The organism is Microcoleus sp. POL10_C6 (assembly GCF_036701585.1).
Taxonomy (GTDB): domain Bacteria; phylum Cyanobacteriota; class Cyanobacteriia; order Cyanobacteriales; family Microcoleaceae; genus Microcoleus.
The window spans coordinates 1-23,404 of the sequence record NZ_JAUBRB010000011.1 but is presented as its reverse complement, the minus strand read 5'-3'; the positions used below and the strand labels follow the sequence as shown (position 1 = coordinate 23,404).

General features: G+C 46.8%; 20 protein-coding genes. 5 read left to right on the top strand and 15 right to left on the bottom strand.

The window, feature by feature from the left end; translation table 11 throughout:
• Window positions 1–57 precede the first annotated feature (57 nt).
• Both QUA34_RS08540 and QUA34_RS08535 read left to right on the top strand, forming a co-directional pair.
• Window positions 58–1,674 carry a bifunctional pantoate--beta-alanine ligase/(d)CMP kinase gene (locus QUA34_RS08540; protein WP_333329553.1) on the top strand — a complete coding sequence of 539 codons (1,617 nt, stop codon included), beginning with the start codon at window positions 58–60 and terminating at the stop codon, window positions 1,672–1,674.
• A 491-nt stretch (window positions 1,675–2,165) separates the two neighbouring features.
• Entirely contained in the window at window positions 2,166–3,101 is a 936-nt protein-coding gene (locus QUA34_RS08535) for a polysaccharide deacetylase family protein (protein WP_333329524.1), read from the top strand.
• 20 nt (window positions 3,102–3,121) lie between these two features.
• On the opposite strand, the gene QUA34_RS08530 is transcribed toward QUA34_RS08535, so the two are convergent.
• The 3 genes from QUA34_RS08530 to QUA34_RS08520 form a co-directional block, all read right to left on the bottom strand.
• Complete coding sequence (locus QUA34_RS08530) at window positions 3,122–3,349, bottom strand: Uma2 family endonuclease (RefSeq protein WP_333329527.1); 228 nt, start codon at window positions 3,347–3,349, stop codon at window positions 3,122–3,124.
• Window positions 3,350–3,388: 39 nt separating this feature from the next.
• On the bottom strand, window positions 3,389–4,456 hold the full coding sequence (locus tag QUA34_RS08525) for an FAD-dependent oxidoreductase (protein ID WP_333385681.1): 1,068 nt from the start codon (window positions 4,454–4,456) through the stop codon (window positions 3,389–3,391).
• A 64-nt stretch (window positions 4,457–4,520) separates the two neighbouring features.
• On the bottom strand, window positions 4,521–5,273 hold the full coding sequence (locus QUA34_RS08520; protein WP_333329533.1) for a class I SAM-dependent methyltransferase: 753 nt from the start codon (window positions 5,271–5,273) through the stop codon (window positions 4,521–4,523).
• Between the two features lie 469 nt (window positions 5,274–5,742).
• Here QUA34_RS08520 and QUA34_RS08515 point away from each other — a divergent pair, with 469 nt between their 5' ends.
• The 3 genes from QUA34_RS08515 to QUA34_RS08505 all read left to right on the top strand — a co-directional run bounded on the left by QUA34_RS08515 (window position 5,743) and on the right by QUA34_RS08505 (window position 8,585).
• Entirely contained in the window at window positions 5,743–6,588 is an 846-nt protein-coding gene (locus QUA34_RS08515) for a YaaW family protein (protein WP_333082627.1), read from the top strand.
• 43 nt (window positions 6,589–6,631) lie between these two features.
• A complete protein-coding gene (locus tag QUA34_RS08510) occupies window positions 6,632–8,110 on the top strand; it encodes an O-antigen ligase family protein (RefSeq protein WP_333385678.1) in 1,479 nt (492 codons plus the stop codon).
• Between the two features lie 316 nt (window positions 8,111–8,426).
• Complete coding sequence (locus QUA34_RS08505; protein WP_333385675.1) at window positions 8,427–8,585, top strand: hypothetical protein; 159 nt, start codon at window positions 8,427–8,429, stop codon at window positions 8,583–8,585.
• On the opposite strand, the gene QUA34_RS08500 is transcribed toward QUA34_RS08505, so the two are convergent.
• The 12 genes from QUA34_RS08500 to QUA34_RS08445 form a co-directional block, all read right to left on the bottom strand.
• Window positions 8,582–9,456, bottom strand: a protein-coding gene (locus tag QUA34_RS08500; RefSeq protein WP_333385672.1) for an IS630 family transposase whose coding sequence is annotated in 2 segments (ribosomal slippage) — window positions 8,582–9,124 and window positions 9,127–9,456 — 873 coding nt in all. Because the reading frame shifts where the segments join, the coding sequence is not laid out codon by codon here. The genes QUA34_RS08505 and QUA34_RS08500 overlap by 4 nt on opposite strands.
• 333 nt (window positions 9,457–9,789) lie before the next feature.
• On the bottom strand, window positions 9,790–10,023 hold the full coding sequence (locus QUA34_RS08495; protein ID WP_333385670.1) for a hypothetical protein: 234 nt from the start codon (window positions 10,021–10,023) through the stop codon (window positions 9,790–9,792).
• Between the two features lie 55 nt (window positions 10,024–10,078).
• Window positions 10,079–13,411, bottom strand: coding sequence for a tail fiber domain-containing protein (locus tag QUA34_RS08490; protein WP_333385668.1), 3,333 nt, complete (start codon window positions 13,409–13,411; stop codon window positions 10,079–10,081).
• A 58-nt stretch (window positions 13,412–13,469) separates the two neighbouring features.
• On the bottom strand, window positions 13,470–14,471 hold the full coding sequence (locus QUA34_RS08485) for a phage tail protein (RefSeq protein ID WP_333385664.1): 1,002 nt from the start codon (window positions 14,469–14,471) through the stop codon (window positions 13,470–13,472).
• A complete protein-coding gene (locus QUA34_RS08480; protein WP_333385662.1) occupies window positions 14,468–15,724 on the bottom strand; it encodes a hypothetical protein in 1,257 nt (418 codons plus the stop codon). Before QUA34_RS08480 ends, QUA34_RS08485 begins: the two co-directional genes overlap by 4 nt.
• A gap of 50 nt (window positions 15,725–15,774) precedes the next feature.
• Window positions 15,775–19,074: a putative baseplate assembly protein gene (locus QUA34_RS08475; protein WP_333385659.1), complete on the bottom strand. Its 3,300-nt coding sequence runs from the start codon at window positions 19,072–19,074 to the stop codon at window positions 15,775–15,777.
• A 19-nt stretch (window positions 19,075–19,093) separates the two neighbouring features.
• Window positions 19,094–19,483, bottom strand: a complete 390-nt coding sequence (locus QUA34_RS08470) for a GPW/gp25 family protein (protein WP_333385656.1) — start codon at window positions 19,481–19,483, stop codon at window positions 19,094–19,096.
• 73 nt (window positions 19,484–19,556) lie between these two features.
• Complete coding sequence (locus QUA34_RS08465) at window positions 19,557–19,988, bottom strand: PAAR domain-containing protein (RefSeq protein ID WP_333385654.1); 432 nt, start codon at window positions 19,986–19,988, stop codon at window positions 19,557–19,559.
• A 70-nt stretch (window positions 19,989–20,058) separates the two neighbouring features.
• On the bottom strand, window positions 20,059–20,697 hold the full coding sequence (locus QUA34_RS08460) for a phage baseplate assembly protein V (protein ID WP_333385651.1): 639 nt from the start codon (window positions 20,695–20,697) through the stop codon (window positions 20,059–20,061).
• A gap of 31 nt (window positions 20,698–20,728) precedes the next feature.
• Window positions 20,729–21,802 carry a contractile injection system protein, VgrG/Pvc8 family gene (locus tag QUA34_RS08455; protein ID WP_333385649.1) on the bottom strand — a complete coding sequence of 358 codons (1,074 nt, stop codon included), beginning with the start codon at window positions 21,800–21,802 and terminating at the stop codon, window positions 20,729–20,731.
• 60 nt (window positions 21,803–21,862) lie between these two features.
• A complete protein-coding gene (locus QUA34_RS08450) occupies window positions 21,863–22,579 on the bottom strand; it encodes a CIS tube protein (RefSeq protein WP_333385646.1) in 717 nt (238 codons plus the stop codon).
• Window positions 22,570–23,404 (bottom strand): hypothetical protein (locus QUA34_RS08445; protein WP_333385643.1); only part of this gene is annotated, 835 nt, incomplete at its 5' end. The genes QUA34_RS08445 and QUA34_RS08450, both read right to left, overlap by 10 nt.

Here is a 23,404-nt window from a genome sequence, read left to right as displayed (position 1 = left end):
ACAAATTCCGACAAACAAATTCTGCCTTCTGCAGAATGCCTTCAGGAGATTCTACCGGTGCCCCTGTTTACTACCATTGCAGCACTTCGCTGCTACTTAAATTCACAAAAATCTACTGCACCTCATTTGACAGTCGGTTTGGTGCCGACGATGGGAGCTTTGCACGCAGGGCATCTCAGCTTGATCCAGCGGGCAAGGCAAGAAAATGCGATCGCCCTGGTCAGCATTTTTGTCAACCCGCTGCAATTTGGGCCGACAGAAGATTTTCAAGATTATCCTCGGAATATCGAGCAAGACCGGCTGTTGTGCGAACAAGTTGGGGTTGATGCCATATTTGCTCCCTCAGCAACGGAAATGTTCGGCAACCAAGCGCTCGATTCCCTACGGGATAGCTTCGCCGCGCGTACAGAAACAGAGCAAACCGCCCAAAAACAGATAGAGATTCACCTTTCATCCTTAACTCAAGTAGTGCCGCCATCGGCGATGACATCGGTTTTGTGCGGCAAAGCAAGGCCCGGTCATTTTCAGGGCGTCGCGGCAATTGTTACTAAACTTTTGAGTTTGGTGCAGCCGACAAAAGCTTATTTCGGTCAAAAAGACGCCCAGCAGCTAGCAATTATTCGGAAGCTGGTCTTGGATTTTAACTTGCCTGTAGAGATTGTCGCTTGTCCGATCGTCCGCGAAGAGTCGGGACTGGCAATGAGTTCTCGCAATCAGTATTTAACAGCAGAGCAAAAACAGCAAGCCTCCGTACTCTACCGCGCGCTGCAACAAGCCTCGAAAACTTTTTCTTCAGGCGACCGCACCGGAGCAGCCGCACTCGCGGCCGCCCACGCAGCAGTCGCAGGAGAACCCGCAGTCAAGCTCGAATACGCCGAACTCGTCCATCCCGACACTTTGACGCCGTTGCAGGTTGTGGAAACAGCGGGACTTTTAGCCGTGGCCGCCAGAGTTGGCTCTACTCGTTTGATTGACAATATAATTCTCAGGAATCGCCGGCCCATTGTGGCGATCGACGGCCCGGCGGGAGCTGGCAAATCTACCGTAACTCGCCTTGCCGCAACTGCTTTGAACTTATTTTATCTGGATACCGGTGCGATGTATCGGGCGCTGACTTGGCTGGCATTGAAAACAGACACGCCAATTTCCGACGAATGTGCGATCGCCGAATTAATCAGTGCCAGTTATTTGGAATACAACCTCGATCCCGCATCAAAGATGTTGAAGATTAACGGCGAAGACGTAACCGAGGCAATTCGCAGTTTGGAAGTGACATCCCGCGTGTCGGAAATGGCGGCGCTTCCCGCCGTGCGGCAGTTTCTGGTGGAGGAACAGCGGCGCTGCGGCACAAAAGGCGGAATTATAGCAGAAGGCCGCGATATCGGCACTAACGTCTTTCCCGATGCGGAACTAAAGATTTTTTTGACGGCTTCGGTACAAGAGCGATCGCGCAGGCGGCTGTTAGAACTTAAAGATACCGATCGGGCTAATACTAGCTTGGCCCAATTGGAACAAGACATCGCCCTGCGGGACGAAAAAGACAGCACCCGCGAGGTTGCACCTTTGCGTAAAGCGGCCGATGCTGTGGAAATTCAAACAGACAATCTGACTGTTGCTGAAGTTATCGATCGGATTGTCGGCTTGTACAAAGAGAGAATCGGCCCTAAAAGTTAATTTTACGACGCTGGGGGCGCGAGATCGCCCTCATATCAAATCTGGTTAACCTCACATCTTGCACCATTCTCAAGAACAGGCAAGATGGCTGTTCCACAAAGAGTAAATTTTCTTGTGGAACAGGCCGAAAAGCCTGTTCATAAAAAGCTTATTGAGAATGGTGCAACATCTCAGGTTAAATCAACTTGCAGTGTCCGGTAGGGACGCGGGCTGATGCGGGCTGAGTCCCTAAGAATATCGTGCCATGAATCCGACTTGAGGGCCGTCCCCTGGCTAGGGAAAAAGTTCACCCATCCCACGTTTTTATGGGTTAGGGGATTTGTGGCACACAAATCTTAAATTTTTTTATCCGGGCGGACTTCCCCGCGATCGGTTATTTCCAGTAGCATTTTTACGGACTGTCCAATTTAAGATTATCCTCTTAAGTGGATTAACTTGATATCAACATAAAATCTCAAATTAACTGTGCAAGGTGTGAAGGAGAGAATGACGTGACAAAATTGAAACTGCTGTGGAGGCGGCGAAAAACTTTAATCGTTGCTTTTATGGCAGCAACAGGAAGTTTTTTGCTGGGTGTGACATGGCCGATTAACTTGCGGGCCAGTCAGCCATTGCAACCGATTCAGGCGCAAGTCTTGGCCGTATCCCAGTCGCAAGAACAACCGCCGATGTCCAATATTAATAAGTTCTCCGAGGCGATCGCCCATCGAGTTGACTTTTCCCAAAATGCTCTAACCCAATTGCAGGCAATCCGATTTCAATCAGCCGTACCGTCGCAGTTTCAAGGTACAACCATTCGTCACGCGAAACTCGACTCCCAGCACAAGGCGATCGCCCTGACATTTGACGACGGCCCCTGGCCAAAAACAACTACACAAATCCTAGATATTCTCAAGGAAAATAATATTAAGGCTACATTCTTCTGGGTAGGAAAATACCTGCAAAATTCTCCCGAAATTGGCAAACAGGTCGCAGAAGCCGGTCACGCGATCGGCAATCACACTTGGAACCATCAATACCTTCAGTATAACGAAGACGGTGCCGCTCGCGAGATCGATCGCACTTCATCCTTAATTGAGGACTTGACCGGCATCCAAACATCGATGTTCCGCCCGCCAGGAGGCATTTTAAACAATGGATTGACAGCTTATGCTCAAAAGAAAAATTATGCAGTTGTGATGTGGTCTGCTGATTCTTTTGATTGGCGCACCCTTACGGAATCTTTGATAGACAACGTGATGAGGCAGGCAAATTCCGGTGGCATTGTGCTGATGCACGACGGCGGCGGCAATCGAGCAAGAACTGTAAAAGCTTTGCCTGATATTATTGCTCGATTGAGAAATGAAGGGTACAGTTTCGTAACAGTTCCCGAATTATTGCAGATGCAAGAACAAGACTTACAACAACAGGAAACAGCACAAAAGTAACAATTTGGAAAAGTGGGAATTTACACCATTTTTCCATTTTTTCGTAAGTCGTTAGATGGATTTTTTATAACTCTATCGCGCAGGTGAAGGTTAATCGCAGTTATAAAATTAATACAGAGACGGCTGTGGTCATCGCTACCTCCCGCCATCGCGTACACCAAACCGCGCCGATATTCATGCCGGACGGTATTATCACGTTCTAGGGCAAGGTAATCTTCCGGGCTAAACCCAGACGGGATGGCAATCATAGCATTAGAGGCCAAATCGATACATTCATTTTAGCCATATTACCAATTTAGGCTTGAATCTAACTGCAAATTTTGCAACTGAGAATTCACCCAAATAGCCGCCGCCAAACCCGATCGCAAAGCCCCCTCTATTTGACCTTCCCCGCACAAATCTCCTGCACAAACCAGCGGCAAAGTCTCCTCCGCAGCCAAACAAGAAACAGGCAAAGGATTTCGACAAAAAGCATAGCGCCAGCGGTGAACCTGCAACCATTCCGGATCTTTCAGCCAAGGGATTAAATATCCAGAAGTGCGATCGAGCAATTCTTGACCGACTGTTGGCAAATCAATTGATTCTAGATGGCGTTCTGCAAAATTTGCGCTGCTGTGAACCACAAACACTGGTTGCTGCGGATCGAGCCGCTTGCTGCTGTCCAAACCAACCCAAGCTAAATCAGAATTATCGGAAAAAGAAACAGATTTCCACTGCGGATTTAGATTGCTCAAATCGTGCTGTTTTGACGGAGGATAGCCAGCCATAACGCTAATGCAAGGGTCGTACTCGACCGAACGCAATTTGTCCGTAAAATCAGGCGACAAACCGATTTTTTCATCCAAAAAAATTAAAGCTTGAGGTGCAGGAATTGCCACAACCACAGCCTTAGCAATCAATTCTTGAGGCCTCTGTAAATTGTCATCAGTGACTTCAAGGGAAAGATGCCACATTTGGTTATCTGTAGTAGAAATAGCTTGTACGCGGCGCCCAAACCAAATTTCTAAACCCTCCGCTAGATACTTACCCACAGCATTCATACCCGCAGCTGCGACATAACAAGAATTAGGAATAGCAGAAAGTTTCCCCTGTCTGAATTCCCAGACACTATCAGTCCAGAGTTTGAGGATGTGGCGATCGACCAAAACCTCAATTAACCCCTGCACCGCATCCCCCTGCGGTTCCAGATACCGCGCCCCGTGATCGGCCCTCGTACCCTGTACGCGGCGGGTAGCAACACGTCCCCCCGCGCCGCGAGATTTCTCAACAACCGCCACAGAATAACCAGCTTGACGCAACCGTTGAGCGCAACTGAGCCCCGCCATACCCGCACCAATCACCGCAACATCGAACATAATTGGACTTTCAGATACATTACTTACCGGACTTTTTCTAGGAAATAAGCCTTAAGCTGATTTCTTAACTTGCAGTTAATTTGCGATAGCAACGAGCGGTGATTAAATGAGGGTGAAAAACCTCCATAAAATTAGACTGAAGTTTAGTAAAAAATGTGTTCATCTCTTGCTTATCTTCTAAATGAAAAGGAAATTCTTGATTAAAACCTTTAAAGAAATACCAGTTAAGGATAATCTTCCCTGACGGAGCTAGCATTTTGTGAAAATCCATCAGTTGCTGACTGGGATTGAGTAAATGTTCCATCACATCTAAACAAATAATCGTATCAAAAGCCTCTGTAGGAGATACTTCTAGACTACACAAAATCTTCTCACTCAATCCTAACTTAGCAGCTCGGCTTTGAACAAAATTGCAATTTATGGGGTTAAGATCACAATAGACTACTTGTTCTACGTGAGGACAAAGAGCTGCTGCAATAGCATGAGTGCCAATACCGCCGCCAAAATCTAAAACTCGACCGACAGCCATATCTGATATTAAGGTTAAAGTGCCTCCTATGTAATCCTGATTGGACATATGCCAAGCTCCGAGGTCAAATAGGTAAGCTTGTCCGACTCGATCGCGATAAAACTCGCTAGCTTTTTCCCAATCAAAATCCCGATGCCCTATTTCTTTTAGGGATTGTTGACCGAGTGCCAGCTCTTGTTCAATTGTTTCTAAATCTAAGTTTAAAAAATCCTGTAGATGCTGCTTGAGATTGAAAGTATCTTGCCAATATCCCTGCAAAAAAGACGGTGCGACAGAAGAATACATCATTTACTTTGTTCTAAAAAAACCAAACTCATTATAGGATTAACTGACATTTTTGAACAGAAGTACACTAAATTATTTTTCCTTTGTTTATAGCGAATAAAATAGTGGGGGTTCAGGGCGACGGTTTGACTCCTCAAGCTGCGGGGTTGCAGACGTACCGAGGGCTTCCGGGTTTGCTGTTGGGCCTCTAAATTGTATTTTTAGGATCGGCGGGACACCAAAATTGACTGTAAAATTTAGATGCGCGTCCGCCGATCAATGTAGCTGCTGAGGTTATAGCTTCTAGCAGTCGGATCTTCTGTGCCAATCCTGCCGATCGTCCTGCGCCAGGTAGTAGAATAAGGGACAGCACGAATCCATGATTAAGACAAAATAAAAAAAGCCACTGTAGGTAAATACTAAATCCCGCTGGTTGTCAATCAGCAGCAATCTAAAATCTAAAATCTAAAATCGAATACGGGAGGGCAAAATTTTGGACGAACTCAGAGCAGCACTCGAATTGACAACAGAAGAAGAATTGCAGCAACTAACAGAACTTCTGTTCAGCCGCAAGTTTAACCCTTTAGATTATGTGCAAACCCCCGCACCGATAGATGTACAAAGTCGCGATCGCGAAGCATGGCTCGACGCCGTAGAACAGCGGTTTCGCTACCTTGCAGCGGACGGGTTGACGGTACTCCGAGGGCGAAGCCAACAAGTAACTTACAGACAAGCACTAATTCAAGTTTGTCGCTATCTCAAAATCCCTTATCCCAGACAGTTGTCAACCACCGACTTAGAGGCAGAAGTATTTCTGCACTTAATGGGTCGCGCGTGGAAGCGTTTACCTGCAGACGAACAGCAAGCGCTGACACTGCGCGTACAGCGAGCGATCGTTGATTCTAAACTCTCAGAACCCCTGCCAATTTCTGCTGAAAAAGACCCGCTGGGTTTACTGTTCAAAGGCGGCAGCGCTTTAGCTGTTAGTTCCATCTTAAAACCAATGCTGCTCAAACTAATGGCTAATCAATTTGCGCTGCATTTTGCCACCTATCAAATGGCAAAACAAGGAGTGCTTGCAGGCACTGCAACTGCAGCAACCCAGTTTCAAAATTATGTCGCACTTCAGACGGCGCGGCGTGGTATGGCGGTGAGTGCAGCTCGTTACGGTGCGACGCGGAGCGTATTTTCGTTGATAGGCCCGGTGATGTGGACTTGGTTTTTAGCGGATTTGGGTTGGCGATCGATTTCCACGAACTACGGCCGCATTATCCCGACCATTTTTGCCTTAGCTCAAATTCGATTAACGCGATCGGAATGCGTTTGGGAACTAGCTTAACGATGGTAAATTGTAGATTTTAGATTTGAGATTGGGAGTGTGGGTGAATATCAAAAATCGCTTGAAATTGGCTGCCAAACAGACAGCCGAAAATCTCAAGTCTCGTCTCCAAAAACATCCAGATCCCCGCCTGCAAATCCCTTGGAATTTCGCCCAAGTGGGGATGCTGATTTTTCCCTTAATTCCGATTTTGGGAGCTTTAGGTTTATTCCTGGGATTGGCCGGCCCTTGTAAACAAAAGTTCCGTCAAATTAGTCGCCGCCCGTTGAATCGAGGATTCGCAATTCTGAGCGTGCTGCTAGTCATCACAGCCGTTTTTGCCCACAACCGCATCGAGGCTTTTATAGGGTTGTACAATTTCTTGCCGTTCTTTATATTGTTTGCCGCTTTCAGCAGTTTAATTCAAACTTCGGCTCAATTATGGCAATTGTCTTGGATGATTGTAATTAGTTCAATTCCAGTGATAATTTTAGGTCTGGGACAGCAATTTTTAGGCTGGAGCGGCATCGATCAATTGCAGCCTGTTTTTGGCTGGGTACTCGCATCCCAAGGCAATCCCCCCGGCCGTATGGCTTCTGTATTTATGTACGCTAATATTTTAGCTTGCTATCTGACAATTGCTTTTATTTTAGCACTGGGACTGTGGATGGCAGAAGTCAGTTCTCAGTTGTCAGTTGTCAGTCGTCACCACTTACCAATGCCCAATGCGCAATGCCCAATTCCCAATTCCCAATTCCTATTTTTAAGTTTTGCAGTGATCGGAAATGCTGTTGCTTTGATTTATACTAATTCTCGCAATGCTTGGGGACTGGCAGTTTTGGCAGTTTTGGCTTTTGCAATTTATGCGGGTTATAAAAAATTATTAGCTGCGGTTTTGAGTGTGGCTAGTACAGTTTTTTTGTCTGCCTTTGGCCCGGAACCTTTACGGCAGTATTTGCGAAGAATTATCCCGGCTTTTTTCTGGGCGAGACTCACCGACGAGATGTTCCCAAATCGACCGACAGCTACTTTAAGAAAAACTCAGTGGGAATTTGCTTGGTCGATGACTCAGCAGCGTCCTTGGACTGGTTGGGGATTGCGAAATTTTACGCCTCTCTATCAAACTCAGATGCAAGAATGGCTCGGTCATCCTCACAGTTTGATACTGATGTTGACTGCGGAAACGGGAATACCCGCAACGCTTTTTTTGTTTGGTTTAGTTGGTTGGGTTTTGGCTAGAGGTGTTGTGCTGCTGGCGAATTGGCCACTTTTTTCTGGGGATATCAAACACGAGCAAATAGCAACACAGGAACAAGTGGAAACTGCTTTAGTGATTAATCAACAGTCTATAATTATTAGCCAAAATCAGATAGTTTGTCAAGATGTAAGAGCAACCGATCGCCTAATTTTTTTCAGTTATTTATTAGCCTTCGCCGCCTGTACGCTTTTTAACACTGTAGATGTGACGCTGTTTGATTTCCGAGTCAATACTACAAGCTGGTTGCTGTTAGCCGCAATTTGCGGAGTCAGCCAGAGGGAATAGGCGATCGGGAATAAGGCATCGGGCATCGAGCATCGGGCATCGGTTATTGGTTATTGGTTATTAGAACGAACAACCAACAACCAACAACCCACTAATGACTAATGACTACTGACTACTGACTACTGACTACTGATGTAAATGAGAAATAAAGTTGTACACTGAAAATCGAGCAAATGACTGCTATGGCGTAAGTTAGTACGGACTTTTAGAAATTAAAGTTGTACACTAGCGGAGAATTAGTGTAGTGAATGAGTCAAAGTTGAGAAAATAAAGTTGTACACTGTAAATCTGGGACTTGCTATAGCGGGAGGGAATCATGGGCTTACCTGAATGTAAGACCACGATCGCCTACTCGATTGTTTTGACCCACGACTATCGATCGATCGCTAGCGAGTCAAGGCAGGAGCAGGAGCGTGACAATCAGCCCTCTGATTCGAGCATTGATGTTAATTATAGCAACCGCCAAGGCGGTTAGGAGGCAAAGCGTAAGACATTCTCGATCGCATCTCGTAAACAATCAAACTGATCTAGTTGTTTGCGGATGCGACTTTTTAACCAAGACCAGCATTGCTCTATTTTGTTAAGGTCTGGGGAATAGGGGGGTAAGTACAGTAATTGACAGCCTGCATCCTCAATCAGTTGAGAGATACGTCCTCCTTTATGGAACGTGGCATTATCCATGACTAAAACCTGTCCAGCTTGGAGAGTGGGAAGCAAACAATTTTCCAGCCATGTCTCAAATACCGTTCGATTGCAGGCTCCTTCCACGGTAAAGGGAGCTATCAAGTTTTGGTTACAAAGCGCTGCAATCATATTTACTCTACCCTCACGCCGCCCCGATTTGAGTGCATGGAAACGCTGTCCTCTTTCATTCCAACCATAATCGTACTGATCTCGGCTATCCATCCCAGACTCATCTAGGTAAACAATCAGATCTGTTGCTACATTGGACAAATGAGCTATAAACGCCTTGCGTTTGACCTCATCCCGTTCACGGTAGCCATAAGTCTTTTTTTTCGAGTAAAGCCAATTTTCTTTAAAGCCCGTGAAATTGTGCGGTCGCTAATTTCCCCCTCCCAAAGTGAGGCCATCTCCACTTGGGTTTTATCCCCATGAGTTTTGGCGAACTCGCGAAATTTTTCCCAGTCGGTGATTTTATGACCATTACCGGGAGGCTCGTTCGGTAAGGCTTGAAAGTCCCCTGTTTCGGCTTGCCGCTTCAACCATAAGCTAATAGTGTTGCGACTAATACTGAATAGAACACTTGCTTCACTAATCTTCAAGCCATCAAGCTTGATGGCTTGGATTACCTTCTGACGGAGGTCATAGCTGTAGGGTTTGGACATGGGTTTTGCGAGCGCACGGCCATTGGAACTACTTACACTTTATGCCATAACCGCCTTGGCGGTTGCTATAACTGTCCACCGTATCGCGGTCAATCGACCGGACATGATATGACTCGCATACGTGCCTGACAACGCTCATTTTCGGCTCTGGTAATGCCTTGATTAAGCGCACGCCGGTTACGTTCGGTTTTAGCGGCAGACCAGTCTCGAAAAATGTGATGTTGCAGGTTAGTGAGCCATGCCCCGAAAAATTTGGTAGGAGAGTATTTCATGTTTGCTCGTTCCTTTGAAAAACCGAACAAAGGGCATCACGCATCAAGCTTACCAAGCTGGCTAGACTACTTCTGCTTTTGCATTGACAGCCTGTACTGGAACCGCTTCATTTTCAGCCAAATCTGATTCGTTTGTGTCGCTGAGGGCTTCTTCTAAAACCTGAATCGCCCCGCTGATGCGGAGGAGCGTGTCTCGCAGGTTGGCTTGCTTCGCTTCCAAATCCGCTAGCATCTTTTGACCTGCCTCGTACTCGGTTTTAAGGGATTGGAGGCGCTGTTGCAGTTTTTCTTGCATGGTTGACGAGCTTAATGAGGTAGTTGTTATAGCATTTAGTATTCTCGCCCGAATGCTAGGGAAGATCAGAAAGAATTGCGGTGGTATGTTGACCATTGCTTGCCTGATCAGCCAGCGTTTCGGGCTTAACTTGATAGAGACTGGCTTGGAGCTGCTCTACCTCCAGTTGTAGTCTGTCAAGCCGTTTGTATAGTTCCTGCGTTGCCGAAACATTGAGCATGGCAATGGCATCATAGTCCACGATACGAAAGTCGTTCACCTCGCGACCAAAAACGAAGACTTTCTCCCCCTTTGGCTTAAAAGCGGTACGGAACTTCTCTTCGGCTACTTCCATTACCTCGTAGATACCTTCTTCTCCCTCCTCTGCAATCAACTTCACACGATCGCCTGGTTTCAAGTCTGTCGCCAACGCCACCCAGCCATCCGTGATCGGTGCAAGTTGATAGATATCAGGTACTACGTCAATATGCTTGCTGACGGATTGAGGAAAGACTTTCTCGACCTGCTGGCCAATGACTTTCTTATGCAGGGCGTTGCCTTTGCCGCTTATATCTTTGTAACGGAAGTCGGTTATTTCGATCCCGAGCAATGTATGGAGATCTGAGGCGCTTTCTGAGCGGCCTTGAATATTTTTGATCCGCTTGTCCGAAAACGCACTAATAACAGAACAAACGATCCGATCGCTCGCATAAATGGACACGTTACTAATATTGATTGGTGAAGGACTCCGCTCACTGGGCCCGTCGCTAGTGTAACTCCTATGACTCGGAATACTATAATTACCGCCACTTCCTTCTACTACCAGTTTAGCCTTTGATGGGGCCTCAGTAGTACCAATGCCAACATTACCTCTTATATATGTACGCCCATCACTAGCTCGCACACTAAAATTTAGCTCTTCATTAGAGTTCTCATAGATCAAACCATTTCCCGCCGCTGAATATGTTCGCAGTCGTATTGCATGATTAGTAAAATCCTTTCCTGCAACTGCTATTCCTGCTGAAAGAGATTTTGAAGCTCCTGATTCTCCCATGTAAATGCCCCAGTTAGAATCCTCGGCACTCCACATAAAGATTCCTTGAGTATTCCCCCCATTCTGCTGGTTTTGAACTACATACTTACCCGAAACAGTAAGATTGCCTGCGATCGTAGTGTTTCCAGTAACCTTCAGTTTCTCTGAACCTGCGCTTGGATCACCTCCAATACCAACCTTGCCTGTTAACGTGCTGGTACTTGTAACAGAGAGAGTGCCTGCGATCGCAACTTTCCCAGAACCTGTTACTGTTAACCTTTCTACTGACGTAGCGTCCTTCTCGTCATTACGAGCAATAAATCTCCAACCTTCATTTGGGTGAGAAACAAACTCAGTCCAATAATTGTTTGCTTGAATGTAGTGTGTGTAGTCTGCGTGAGTCAACAATAGCTTTGAGCCACCCGCATTAGTACCTAGCCTGAGGTTTCCTTCAACAGTAAGCTTCTTATCCGTGCCTGTGACGGAGAGGTTGCCTGCGATCGCAGCATTCCCAGTTACCGCCAGCTTCTCTGTACCTGTGGCTGGAGCACCCCCAATACCAACTTTACCTGTTAAGGTGCTGGTGCCATCAACAGCCAGATTATTGTTAGCACCCGTGACGGAGAGATTGCCTGCGATCGCGGTATTTCCTCCTACCGTTAGCATCTGTGCTTCAGTTGCGTCAGTACCAACGCCAGCATTACCTCTTATATATGTACGCCCATCACTAGCTCGCACACTAAAGTTTAGCTGTTCATTAGAGTTCTCATAGATCAAACCATTTCCCGCCGCTGAATATGTTCGCAGTCGTATTGCATGATTAGTAAAATCCTTTCCTGCAACTGCTATTCCTGCTGAAAGAGATTTTGAAGCTCCTGATTCTCCCATGTAAATGCCCCAGTTAGAATCCTCGGCACTCCACATAAAGATTCCTTGAGTATTCCCCCCATTCTGCTGGTTTTGAACTACATACTTACCCGAAACAGTAAGATTGCCTGCGATCGTAGTGTTTCCAGTAACCTTCAGTTTCTCTGAACCTGCGCTTGGATCACCTCCAATACCAACCTTGCCTGTTAACGTGCTGGTACTTGTAACAGAGAGAGTGCCTGCGATCGCAACTTTCCCAGAACCTGTTACTGTTAACCTTTCTACTGACGTAGCGTCCTTCTCGTCATTACGAGCAATAAATCTCCAACCTTCATTTGGGTGAGAAACAAACTCAGTCCAATAATTGTTTGCTTGAATGTAGTGTGTGTAGTCTGCGTGAGTCAACAATAGCTTTGAGCCACCCGCATTAGTACCTAGCCTGAGGTTTCCTTCAACAGTAAGCTTCTTATCCGTGCCTGTGACGGAGAGGTTGCCTGCGATCGTGGTATTCCCAGTGACTTTCAGCTTCTCTGTACCTGTGCTTGGAGCACCTCCAATCCCAACATTGTTTGTTAACGTGCTGGTACCCTCAACAGTAAGACTATTGTTGGCACCAGTGATGGAGAGAGTGCCTGCGATCGTAGTGTTTCCAGCCACCTTTAACTTCTCTCCGTTCGCGCCGGAGGCTGGAGCACCCCCAATACCAACATTGCCACCAAATTCTTGAAGTACGATCCCTGTTTTTATCGTAAAATCATCCTGTTTGAATGCTTCTATGCCCAAGTAATCTTTTCCGTCGATCGCATCTCGGTAAAATTGAGCAAACGGTCCCGTCCCACCGGATAAATAGAGATGGTTTTCCAACGTAGTAGAACCGACTATTTGAGTTCCCGCAATCTCTAGGGAGCCGCTGAATACGGCTAAATTACCGCCTTTCGATCGCAAAGTCGGTGCATTTTCTAGTGCGGGAAGGCGCAAACCTGTATACTTCCGCACGCTGCTATCACTAGAAATCGCAACAATTCCATCTTTAATTGTGAGTTTGGCGATCGCAATCGAGTCTTCACTCGGAGGCGATGTACTGAACTTTATTAACTTGAATATGGGGTTTTCTAATATGCGCCGATTGGTGCTGGGATTCTTATCTTGAGGCTCGGCTTCTTGTTCATCGTAACCGATATATAGGATGTAGTCACCATTATTTAGCGTGACTGTTTCAACTAGATTTTCGCTCAGATTGACTTGCCGAGACTCGTGCAAAACAACCTGCCGTCCTTGAGGATCGATTGCCGTTCCAGCAGAGACATCCACTATTAATTTTAAGGAACTCTCATTCGGTTTAGTGACAATCAACCCGTCGGCTATTCCGGAAACATGGAGCGATCTGGTGTAGCGTTGCAGGCGATCGCGAGAATAATCTTGCTCCAACTCAAAGTCGTCTTCTAAGAGGTATTGACCAGCGAAGTATCGGGGGCGTTGATTAATATTTTTCAGTTCTTTAATTGTCATGATAATTATCCTATGATCGACCTTTATAAACTTTCAACTATTCACGATCCACTATCAACTATGCACTGCCACTTCTGACTGTTCCCAAGCGCGTTCCGTTGTCGCCTCTCCCAATTCTCAAGCCTGGTTCTAGCGCCGTAATATTAAAGGGTATTTCGGGTGGGTTTTCTAATTGACGGGCTTGATATTTGCAGGTAACACGACCGCTGACCGCAATTGGGTTATTGCTCAAGTTTTCAACTAAAATATACCAGTTTTTGTTTGAGTTTAGTTGCTCCGATCCCACTTCGTACACAATACTTAACTCAGGATTCGTTCCGACGATCACAGTTAGCGGTTCTGTCCGGGATGAAATAGTTTTCAGGCTCACTCTCAAGCGGCTATTTTGTGGGTTATTGACTCGAACTTCAATCACTCCATTCACATCTGTAAGAACGGGCAACTCCCAAGCGAACGGAATGGAAGTCCCCGTCAACCGCATGGTTGGGGTGAGAATATTTAGTGCATAGTAGGTATGAGCGGGTTTTTCTAGGTCGATAATGGCTTTGGCAATCCGAACTTGCCGCCAATACAAGTCTTGATCTTTATTCGGTAATGTCAGTTCGACTTGAAAATAGTTAGGTACTTGAGGGAAGTTATCGTAAATCTTTACTTTTCGATCGGGCTCTGGAAACAAACCGGAACTTTTGAGATAAATTTTCAGGATAGTTTCTAAGGCTTGTTTCGTGCCGCGCTGGCGATACAGCGGGACGATTTCTTGAATCAGTTGCCGCTTTGTGTCGGTCGTCCAATCGGCTCGCAAACTGAGAGCAACCCAACTGGCCAGCCACGGCAAAAATTCTTCTGGGGTTTGCTGCGGGTCAAAGTAGCTGTAAACTTGCTCGATGATTTCTTCTAATCCGGGGGGGTGCGGATCGTCCTGATTGATAACTCGTGGCAATCCAGCATCTTGATCGTTCGGTAAGCCGCTGAGAATTCGCTCGAATGCCAGCAGAAACTCACCCAAAAAGTCATCCCTTTGCAGGATTGCGGGAAGATACTGTTGATAACTACTGTTCATGATTCGCTCCTCAAGTCGATCAATCGCCATTCGTCATTGCCCAAACGCTCCATGATTGTAAAACTTGTTTCGTCAACTTCGATCGCTACTAACTCATGGTCATCCAGATTGAGGCCAATTAAACTATTATCTATAGCCAATTCTTGCCGATCCGTATGTTGCTGACTCAACCTTGCTACCAACGTTCCAACTTCGTGATATTTATTGAACGATCGATCGCAAGTCACTGTTTTTGCGGTTGCATCGGTCGCTTGAATTGTGGCTTCTTCTCGATCGCAGCTGCTAGGGTCAAGCCAAATGGGAGCGCCGACAGCAAAACCTTGCGTGTTTTCCACCGAAAGACGATTTCGCAGCGCACCTTTGGGGTCAATTTTCTGAGTCAATCCTGTCAAAACGGAACCCTCACCCGATACAACTAATGTCACTCCTTCGACAAAATCCACACCCGGAATTCGATCGAATAAGTGATACAAATCCGAAATATAAATATTCTGACCGAATGGCAAACCCTTACCCTCCCAGTACGATCCAGAAGATAGCGGATTGAAGAAATCTTCCACCTCGCCGATCGCTTTTTTGCGAATATTCTTCGGTTGCGCCCCATCTTCTAAATACAGCCGCGCCCTAATTTTCAGTGGGATATATTTCGGATCGACGATGTGATGTTGCGTTGTCAGTAAGCGCCGTTTGTCGATAAATGCCCATAAATCCTCTCGTAGCTTGGGTTGCGTTGCTAAGGGTGTATGGGGGATGACGACGACGCTGACGTGTCCGGGTGAGTATCGATCGTTAAGACTGGTAGCTTCCAGGTTGCGCTGAGGTAAACATCGCGCCCGTTTGACGATTCGATCGGGATGCGATCGATTCCAGTCCTCCAGCAACAATTGCTCGAAATCCTCGATCGTCACCGCACGGTAGCGTTGCCGCAACTCGACAATGGTTTGGCGAGTTGCCATTTTCTGTGCCGCTTCTCGTGCCGCCGATTCGTGCGTTGCACTCTCTTTTAAAGTCCAAGGTTTGCCGTTTTCTAGGGGATTTAGCAAACCGAGAAACGTTTCGATATTTTTATCCGTAACTTGATCGACCTGATACAGCGTCATCTCCGTCAACCAAGCCAGTAACTCGATGAGGATAATGCCCGTATCGCTGGGATTGTGGTCAGTCCACTCTGGACACTCGACAGAAATGAGCGATCGCGCCTGTTCTACCAGGTCGTCATAGGAACGGTCATCTAAATTAGGTAAGGGGAGCATTTTTTTATTGGGTTTTGGGAATTGGGTTTTGGGAATTGGGCTTTGGGCATTTATTTCACAGTGATTTGATGCTTCCCCGAGTAGATTAAAAACCGATCTTTTGAGAGTGTGTTTTGTGTGTCCGATTCTCCGTCCCCAATTTGTAGAGGAAGAATGCGATCGACTCCCAGGATCGATTCGACTAGGGCAAGGGAACGAATGTGATCGACTCCCGCGATCGATTCGAGTAAGGCATAAATATCGGAGAGGTGCGGTTCTCGACCGAACGCCCATCCCCCTCCTTGTGTGCCTCCGGTTAGGGGGTGCAGGAAGCGCTCTATGTGGCTTTGAGCAGCTATCCGGACGGCATCCGTCACATCGAGCGAGGTGGAGACAAGTTCGGCTGTGACCGAGATTTTTCGCCATTGGGGGGCGGCGACGAGCAGATCGACGGTGGGGGAACACCGCGCCTGAATGTAGTCCCGGACGCGATCGATCAGGGCAAGAGTGGGGGTTGGCTGGGCGGCGGTACTGTACGGCAAGATCAGAAGTGTGACTTTCCCGCGATCGCGCACGTTGACCTCTTGGTGTTTGTTCAAATTAATAAAATTCTTATCCTGCGGGTTTAACCACAAGTTGGGATCGAGAGGGTCGAATTCCGGAACGATCGCCTTCACCCGCGCCACTTCGGTAGAGGCTTCATAGACCAAATCCTCGAAATCTTGGACGGTGACGGCTTTCCCCCCGTGGCGCAGAATTTTCGGTCCGCGTTCTTGTACCTGCGCCATCGACTCTCGATCGCCTCCACCGCCTGCCGCTTCTAAGTTCGTCACTCCATCGACATAGGGTACGGTGGTTTTGAGTTGCGTGACTGTTTGGGCGGGGAGATTGCCTTGCTGCCCGCCTCCGGTGCGGTAAGAGAGGCGGATGTTGTTGCGTCCTTGGGGCGGCATTGCGCCGTTTTGCCCGTTGCCAAAGTAGATTGCACCCGTCAGCCGATCTACCGTGTAATGGCGATCGCGCGGTCTTGACTCGTAGAAATCCGTCACTTCATGCCAGCGCACCCAGACCGCTTCTATATCCTGGGTTTCTCCTTCCCCCGTCCGGACAACGGTCAGTGCATCCTTGCCTTCCTCTCGTTCGATCGCCGCCTGTTCTTCCAGTGAGGGCATTTCCCGTTCCCGCACCTCCAGGCGTTGACCTAGGAGAATGGGAACTTGCGCGGTGCGGACGACCTGCTGGGGATTGCCATTGCCCGAACCGAGGAGTTCGCCCGCGATCGTGTTGGTCTGACTTGCCCAGATGGTATTCGTCAACACTCGGCGCAGGCGGGGTTTAGCGCGAAACTCGCCCGCTTCCCAACGTACCCGCAGCCAGTAAAATTCGACTCCAAATTCAGCCCGTTTTGCCCAATCTGGGGGCGCGATAAATCGAATCAATCCGCGATCGGCAAAGGCTTGGGTTTCATCTTCTACCCCCAGACGCACCCAATCTGAGGTGTTGCTGCTGCCGTATTCCCAAACGAGCTGTACGGGTTTGCGATCGCTGGAGTTTGTTCCAATCCCAACTTCTTCCGGCTGAGGCGGTTCAACTTGGAAGTAAAGGGCGATCGGGCGATTGGCAAAAGGGCGATCGAAGCCTAAATACAGGGCAGGATGGGGATCTGGATTGTGGACAAATGGGGTAAAGCTCTTGGGTTCGTTCTGAACTCCATCGAGGGTGTATTTCGTGAAATCGTTGTACTTAAAATTGTTATACGTCAGGCAATGGGCGAGTGGCGGCGTACTGGAGTAGGTATACTCAAGGGTCAGCGACTTCACCGAAGGTGGCTGAATTCCCGAACTGGTCGAGGTAACGGAAATTAGTGTTCCGGCAGGATGCGCGGTTTCAAGGCTTTTTTCCAGGATGAGAGTGGTGGCAGAGTCAATGCTGCTGACGCTAGCATCAATGGGAGTCGCACTGAGAATTTGAATCGAATCTCCAGGTATGAAACCGCGAACGCTGTTGACTTTTAAGCACTTTTGATTCGCCTTTGCGTCTTCGCTGAGAGTGGCAAATACAGCCGATTGATTCGCCGCTGCTGAGGTTCCGTAGTTGCCGTTGAGGATACGAACGCGCAGCCAGTAATGGCTTTCTCCATTGATTTCAGCGGGTGCGACGGTGGTGGGGAGGGTGAGTTTCACGTCGCCGCCAGCAAGGAATCTGCTAGCAGGATCCGAGTTGCTCTTGCTGGTGTCAAGAAGATCATACCAGCTACTACCGTCCCAGGTTTCCCACACCAATTGCACGCCACCATCGGTTCTGGGGAGGATTCCGTCGCTGAGCTTCACGGAGAGCGTTACCGTTGCTTTCGGCTGCGAGAATGCCTCGTCGTGGGCGATATAGAAGGTATCGTTAAAGCGGGGTTGTTCGCCGAAAGGGTAAAAGTCTTTGCTCAGATCGATCGGGCTAACGTTAAACAGGCAGGAGTCAGGCGCAAGCTGGGTTTCGCTGACTTGGATGTGATCGATGTTAGGTAACGCAGTCATCTCCTGCTGGCTGCCATCCAACGATACGCGCAACCATCGCGCCTCAATCGCATTCACAGTCTGCGGTTGGATTGCTGGTAATGAGGAAATCTTCGCTTTTACCGTCGTTGGACCGATGGTTTCAGACAGTAGCGGGTTCAGAAGTTGCCAGGTTTCCCCATCCCAGTAACTCCACTGGGAAAACAGTTTTTGCAGTTTGGCGGTTTCGGTAGCATTAGCAGCATTAAACGTTAAGGTGACAGCTTTCTTACCGGGGAGGGAAGTTAGGTTGTCATACGCGAGATAGAGGAAATGCTCGATCTCAGTTGTTGCTTCAAAGGCGGGAAATACCGGGTTTTGTTCGCCTGCGACTCCCCCTGTGGCTTGCAAAGTATAGTCACTATAGTAATCTCGTTTATTTTGATTGTTATCCAGCTTATTCGGCTGTCGGACGATCGCCACTTTCAATTGCGCCGTCGTCACCACTAAATCCCGTTCCGTCTCGAATACGACTTCTTCCATCTGTCCTTCTGCCGTCGTTGCTGCTACCTGCGTTCCGGCGGGGACAAAGGTATCGCCCGGGCTCCCCTGGGCCAGAAAAAATGTCAGCGGTACTCGTGCCGGTTGTGGCGGTTGAATTTGCGTACCGATTAAGTCGAGGAAGGCGAGAAAATTTTTCTCGGGAACACGATTGAGGCGATCGATCACCAAGGTGGCCATCCGACCAAAAATCCGAATCAGCGCCTTACCTGCATCCGGTGGAGAATCCCCTTGCTGCCACGCGCACTTCTCAGCAGCAAGCTTCACCGTTTGCTCGACAATATCGTTATACGTCCGATTGTCAATTTTGGGCGGCACAGACATAATTTACTCTCTCTAATCCTTAGCTAACATAAAAGGGATAAACCAAATTAAATCGATTATTTGTGGTTCGGACTTGGTAATTGATCTGAATTAACAGTTGATTTGGCTGATTAGGCTCGGAATTGACATCCACCTCTAAGACATCAATTCGCGGCTCCCATTCCAATAAAGATTGACGCACATCGCTGACAATTTGTCCGATCGCGGCTGCACTATTATCGGCAAACACCAAATCATGAATGCCACACCCAAAATCCGGACGCATTACCCGTTCTCCTTTGGCAGTACCGAGAATCATCCAAATCGACTGACGAACGCATTCATCATACTTTGCCATGACGACGTGATGGCTGTTTTTATCTAACGTAACTGGGAATGTCCATCCCACTCCTAAAAAATCACCGCTCATAATTTTCTAATTAGTAATAGGTAATCAGTAATTAGTGTTTATCACTGTAGATTTCTCAACTATTAACTATAAACTATCCTCCAATAAAAACCCGAGCGGGAGAACCGGGACCTGGTAAAATAACACCATGAGGGGGAGGCCCTTCGCTACAAGTTTTAACGGGATCGCCAATGCGAGCGACGGGTTTTCCTTGAATCTTAACCGAGGTACTACCTTGCGTAATTTCTGCTTGATTATTGGGCGGACTGACATATCCCAATGGCGCTGTTCCCGGTATGGGTAAAGGAGGGTGTGCGCTCGCTTTTCCTTGACTGCCCTGCAGCGCTACAAATTTCCCACCAATCTTCACCGTTGTACTGAGATTTTGCTCGATATTTGCGTTAAATGGATGCGGTAAAGGTGCCATAACTTGAGGCGGTGGCGGTGCGCCTGGAGGTTGACCTTTTACTTTATGAAGGCAAGAGGTTGTGACCATATCTCCTTGTCTAGCTACAGGTTTTCCCATTGTTCTTTCTCCTGGTTAATTTATCGCTCTAATTTGATTTAGACGCGAGCGAGAGGCTCGCCCTACTGCATTAATTAATGTTCACCATCTTTCCTTTGATATCTAATTGTGGCCCCGCTTCAATATTCATATTTTGACTCGCCTTAATTTTTACATCTCCCTTAGAATCAAGCTGAATCTCTTTTCCACTCAAAATCAGTTTTCCGTTACTAGACTGAATAGTGATATCGGCCTCGGCTGAAATAGTAATGGTATTCTCCTTTGTGTTCACGACAATACTATTCTTTTTAGACTTGTCAAAAATCTCAATTTTTTCTTCTCCATCTGTATCATCTAACGTAATGGTATGACCACTGCGAGATTTAATCGTTCTTTTATTATTCTTGCCATCTTCATTTGTCTCAGGTGGTTTATCTTTGCCATTCCACAGCGCACCCAAAATGTAGGGAAATTCGATATTCCCATGCTCGAATGCGACCAGCACTTCATCGCCAACTTCGGGTAAAAAATAAATTCCGCGATCGCCCCCAGCCATGGGCGTTAGAACCCGTGCCCAAAAGCTTTCATCTGTATCGGAAAGCCAAGGAAATTTAACTTTCACTCGCCCCAATTTTCCTTCATCTTTATTATTTGTCACTTCGGCGATCGTCACGCCATAAAAGCGGTCCTCTCGATCCATTTCACTCAACGCATTAGACAGCAAACTCATTCCTAACATTGTTTTTGCTCCATTTCTTACATTACAAATTATTCGCATTTCTCTTAACTATAAACTTCGTTTGATACCCTCCTTCACGCGAATAAGTATGAGTTGTGGCTGTTACGTAATACAGCCCGCTAAATCGCTGACCGATATTCGTAATTTCGATTGTTTTTCCCATCCGCAAGTCCGTTCGACCCCTACAGGTTCCTTCACCTGTAATATAGCTCAATGCCATTTCATTAAATTGCCCTACAGCAATTTGTTTCGCTTCTTCCTTATTCCGAATGGGTTGGGTCACGATGCCTTGCGTTACCCGACCGAATTCCCGTGTAACTGCCATCGAACCAATTATCTTTCCCATTCCACTGCGTTGGTTATCGACGATCACATTATCGCGGATTTGCTTTTTATCCTGCATATCCCAAGCCCGAATTTCAACTTTTCCAGCTTGTCCTAGCGTACTGAGCCTCGCAGATAATTCTACAACATCGTCGGGATATTTAAGGGTAAATATTTTTCCTGCCTCATTTTTTGTTGCTCTAAATTTCAGGACTTTTTTATCAAAAAAAATTTCATATCCCAGTCGTTTTGCTCGACCTTGAATAAATTCTAGATCGGTTTGATTGTGTTGTAAAACATAGTCAAGCTTTACTTTAGTATCTTCAGCTTGAACCGATAATCCAGCATCCCTCGCAATTTGTTCGATAATGGCACTATCTTTCATTTTCATGAACGATCGCGTTTTGCTTCCCCGCATCAACCGATGTCCCAAATCGTGACCTCTAACAACCATTGTCGGAACAGAATTTTGGGCGAATTCAGCCTCTAATCCGGTAATTTCTCCAACTATTACTGTCTCTAATTGATTGCCATATCCCAATTGCAGTTCTACCCGAGTCCCCATATCGAATACATCGTTATCGATCCCACTCACCTTATTCTTAGCCAAGTCCCAGATCACCATCTCGATCTCGAACATCCCCAATGTGCCGATCTCTTCAGAAATTTCAACTTTCTGAATGGCAAATTTCTCGTCTAAAGCTAATTGAGAGCCATTGACAATGATATCAAGTTTAGGCGCAAGTTCCTGAGCATTTCTGAGTCCAACCATAAGCCAAAATATCCGATCTATAATTGCAATCTTGAAAAGCGAGAAAGTGATAGATAACAGCTATCGATTAAATGGAAGTGGCGGAACTGTCAACCGCTGTCCTGGAATCAGTTGTCGGGGTTTATCAATTTTGTTAATCACTGCAATAATTCGCCACAAATTTGGGTCGTTATATTCTTCAGCAGCAATACTACTTAACGTTTCACCTCGCTTTACCACGCGAACCGGGTCATCAATTGGATTAATTTTTTTCTGTGTGGTTGCTGGCGGTTCCCACTCTTCAAACGAACAGCGTAATGTCGCTCTGACGGGAGTTCCATCAGCCAAAAACTTCGTAAAAGTTTTCGTTAATTGCGTGAGAACACCTTGAAATAAAACGGTATGTTTACCCCAAACTAATTGACAAATTGGCGGTCGTTGGTCTAAGTCGCCTCTCTTCTGTGTGAGTTGATAAATGCGTTTTGTATAGTCTCGAACATCTCTCGGAATTGTGAGTTTTGGTAAACCTGGTAATAAGGATAAGCCGATATCTTTTAGCGAAGGTTGCAGCAAACTAAACCCCGTCGATTTTGGTGCGGGTAAACTGGTATCAAAAAATAACTCCAGGCTTAGTGTTGCCGATCTATTTGTCGGTACTAAATTTCCTCCAATCCCTTGTTGCCATCCCATTTTACTAATTTCAATACGATTCGGATTGAAAAGTGCTTCAATAGGATTGGGCTTATCGAATTCAGGATATTTTTGCTCGACATAAATTTTGAGTTTGGCTAACTCCATGATTTTCGTCCTCTTCGCTCATTTTCAACCATTAGCTTTCGCATCAGTTTCCGCTCTATTTTATCGGCTAACACATTAATATTAACTGGCTGAGCCGAGTTAGTTTCCTGGTGCATTGAAGGTGGAAAATTTGAATTTGAATTGGGAACTTGGGAATTAGATATTTGACTATTGCTCTCTCCAAAAGCAGAATTTGAGGGATGACTCGATTCATCTGTTTGTATTGCGGGTTTGGCTGCGGATTGCGGTGTGACTGGTGGTTGGGTAAACACCAGCGGTTCTTGCAATTCTGACGAAGGGTTAAGCGTTGCTGGAATCGCAAAGACTTTTGGCAGTGGCTGCGATCGACTTATCGATGAAATTGTTGATAAGATTGTCGATGACCGGATAGCTGCGATCGCATTTGTTGTTGAGTAACTCATTTGAGAATTTACCTCCTCAGCTTGTTTACTGTGAAGATAAACAATGGGAATCTCTTGGCGATCGATTAACTGTGACCCCTCCCCAACCCCTCTTATTTTAGAAGAGGGACTTTCTGACTCCCTCTTCCCTTTTAGAAAAGGACTTTCCGTCTCCTCCTTCCCTCGTAGAGATAGGCTTTCCAATACTCCCTCTTGCATAAAGGGACTTTCCAGCTCCCCATTCCCTCGTAGGGAAGGGGGCTGGGGAGTTAGGTCTTCCGCATTCGCCAGCAGTTTTATATTAGGAAATCCAGTTAAATCTTGACTGCCTCCTTCACCATCCAAACTCGGTGGAGTATTCGGTGAAACAAATTTAGCTTGAATGATCGTCGGTTCACTGGTATCGGTTGGAGTCGTATCAACT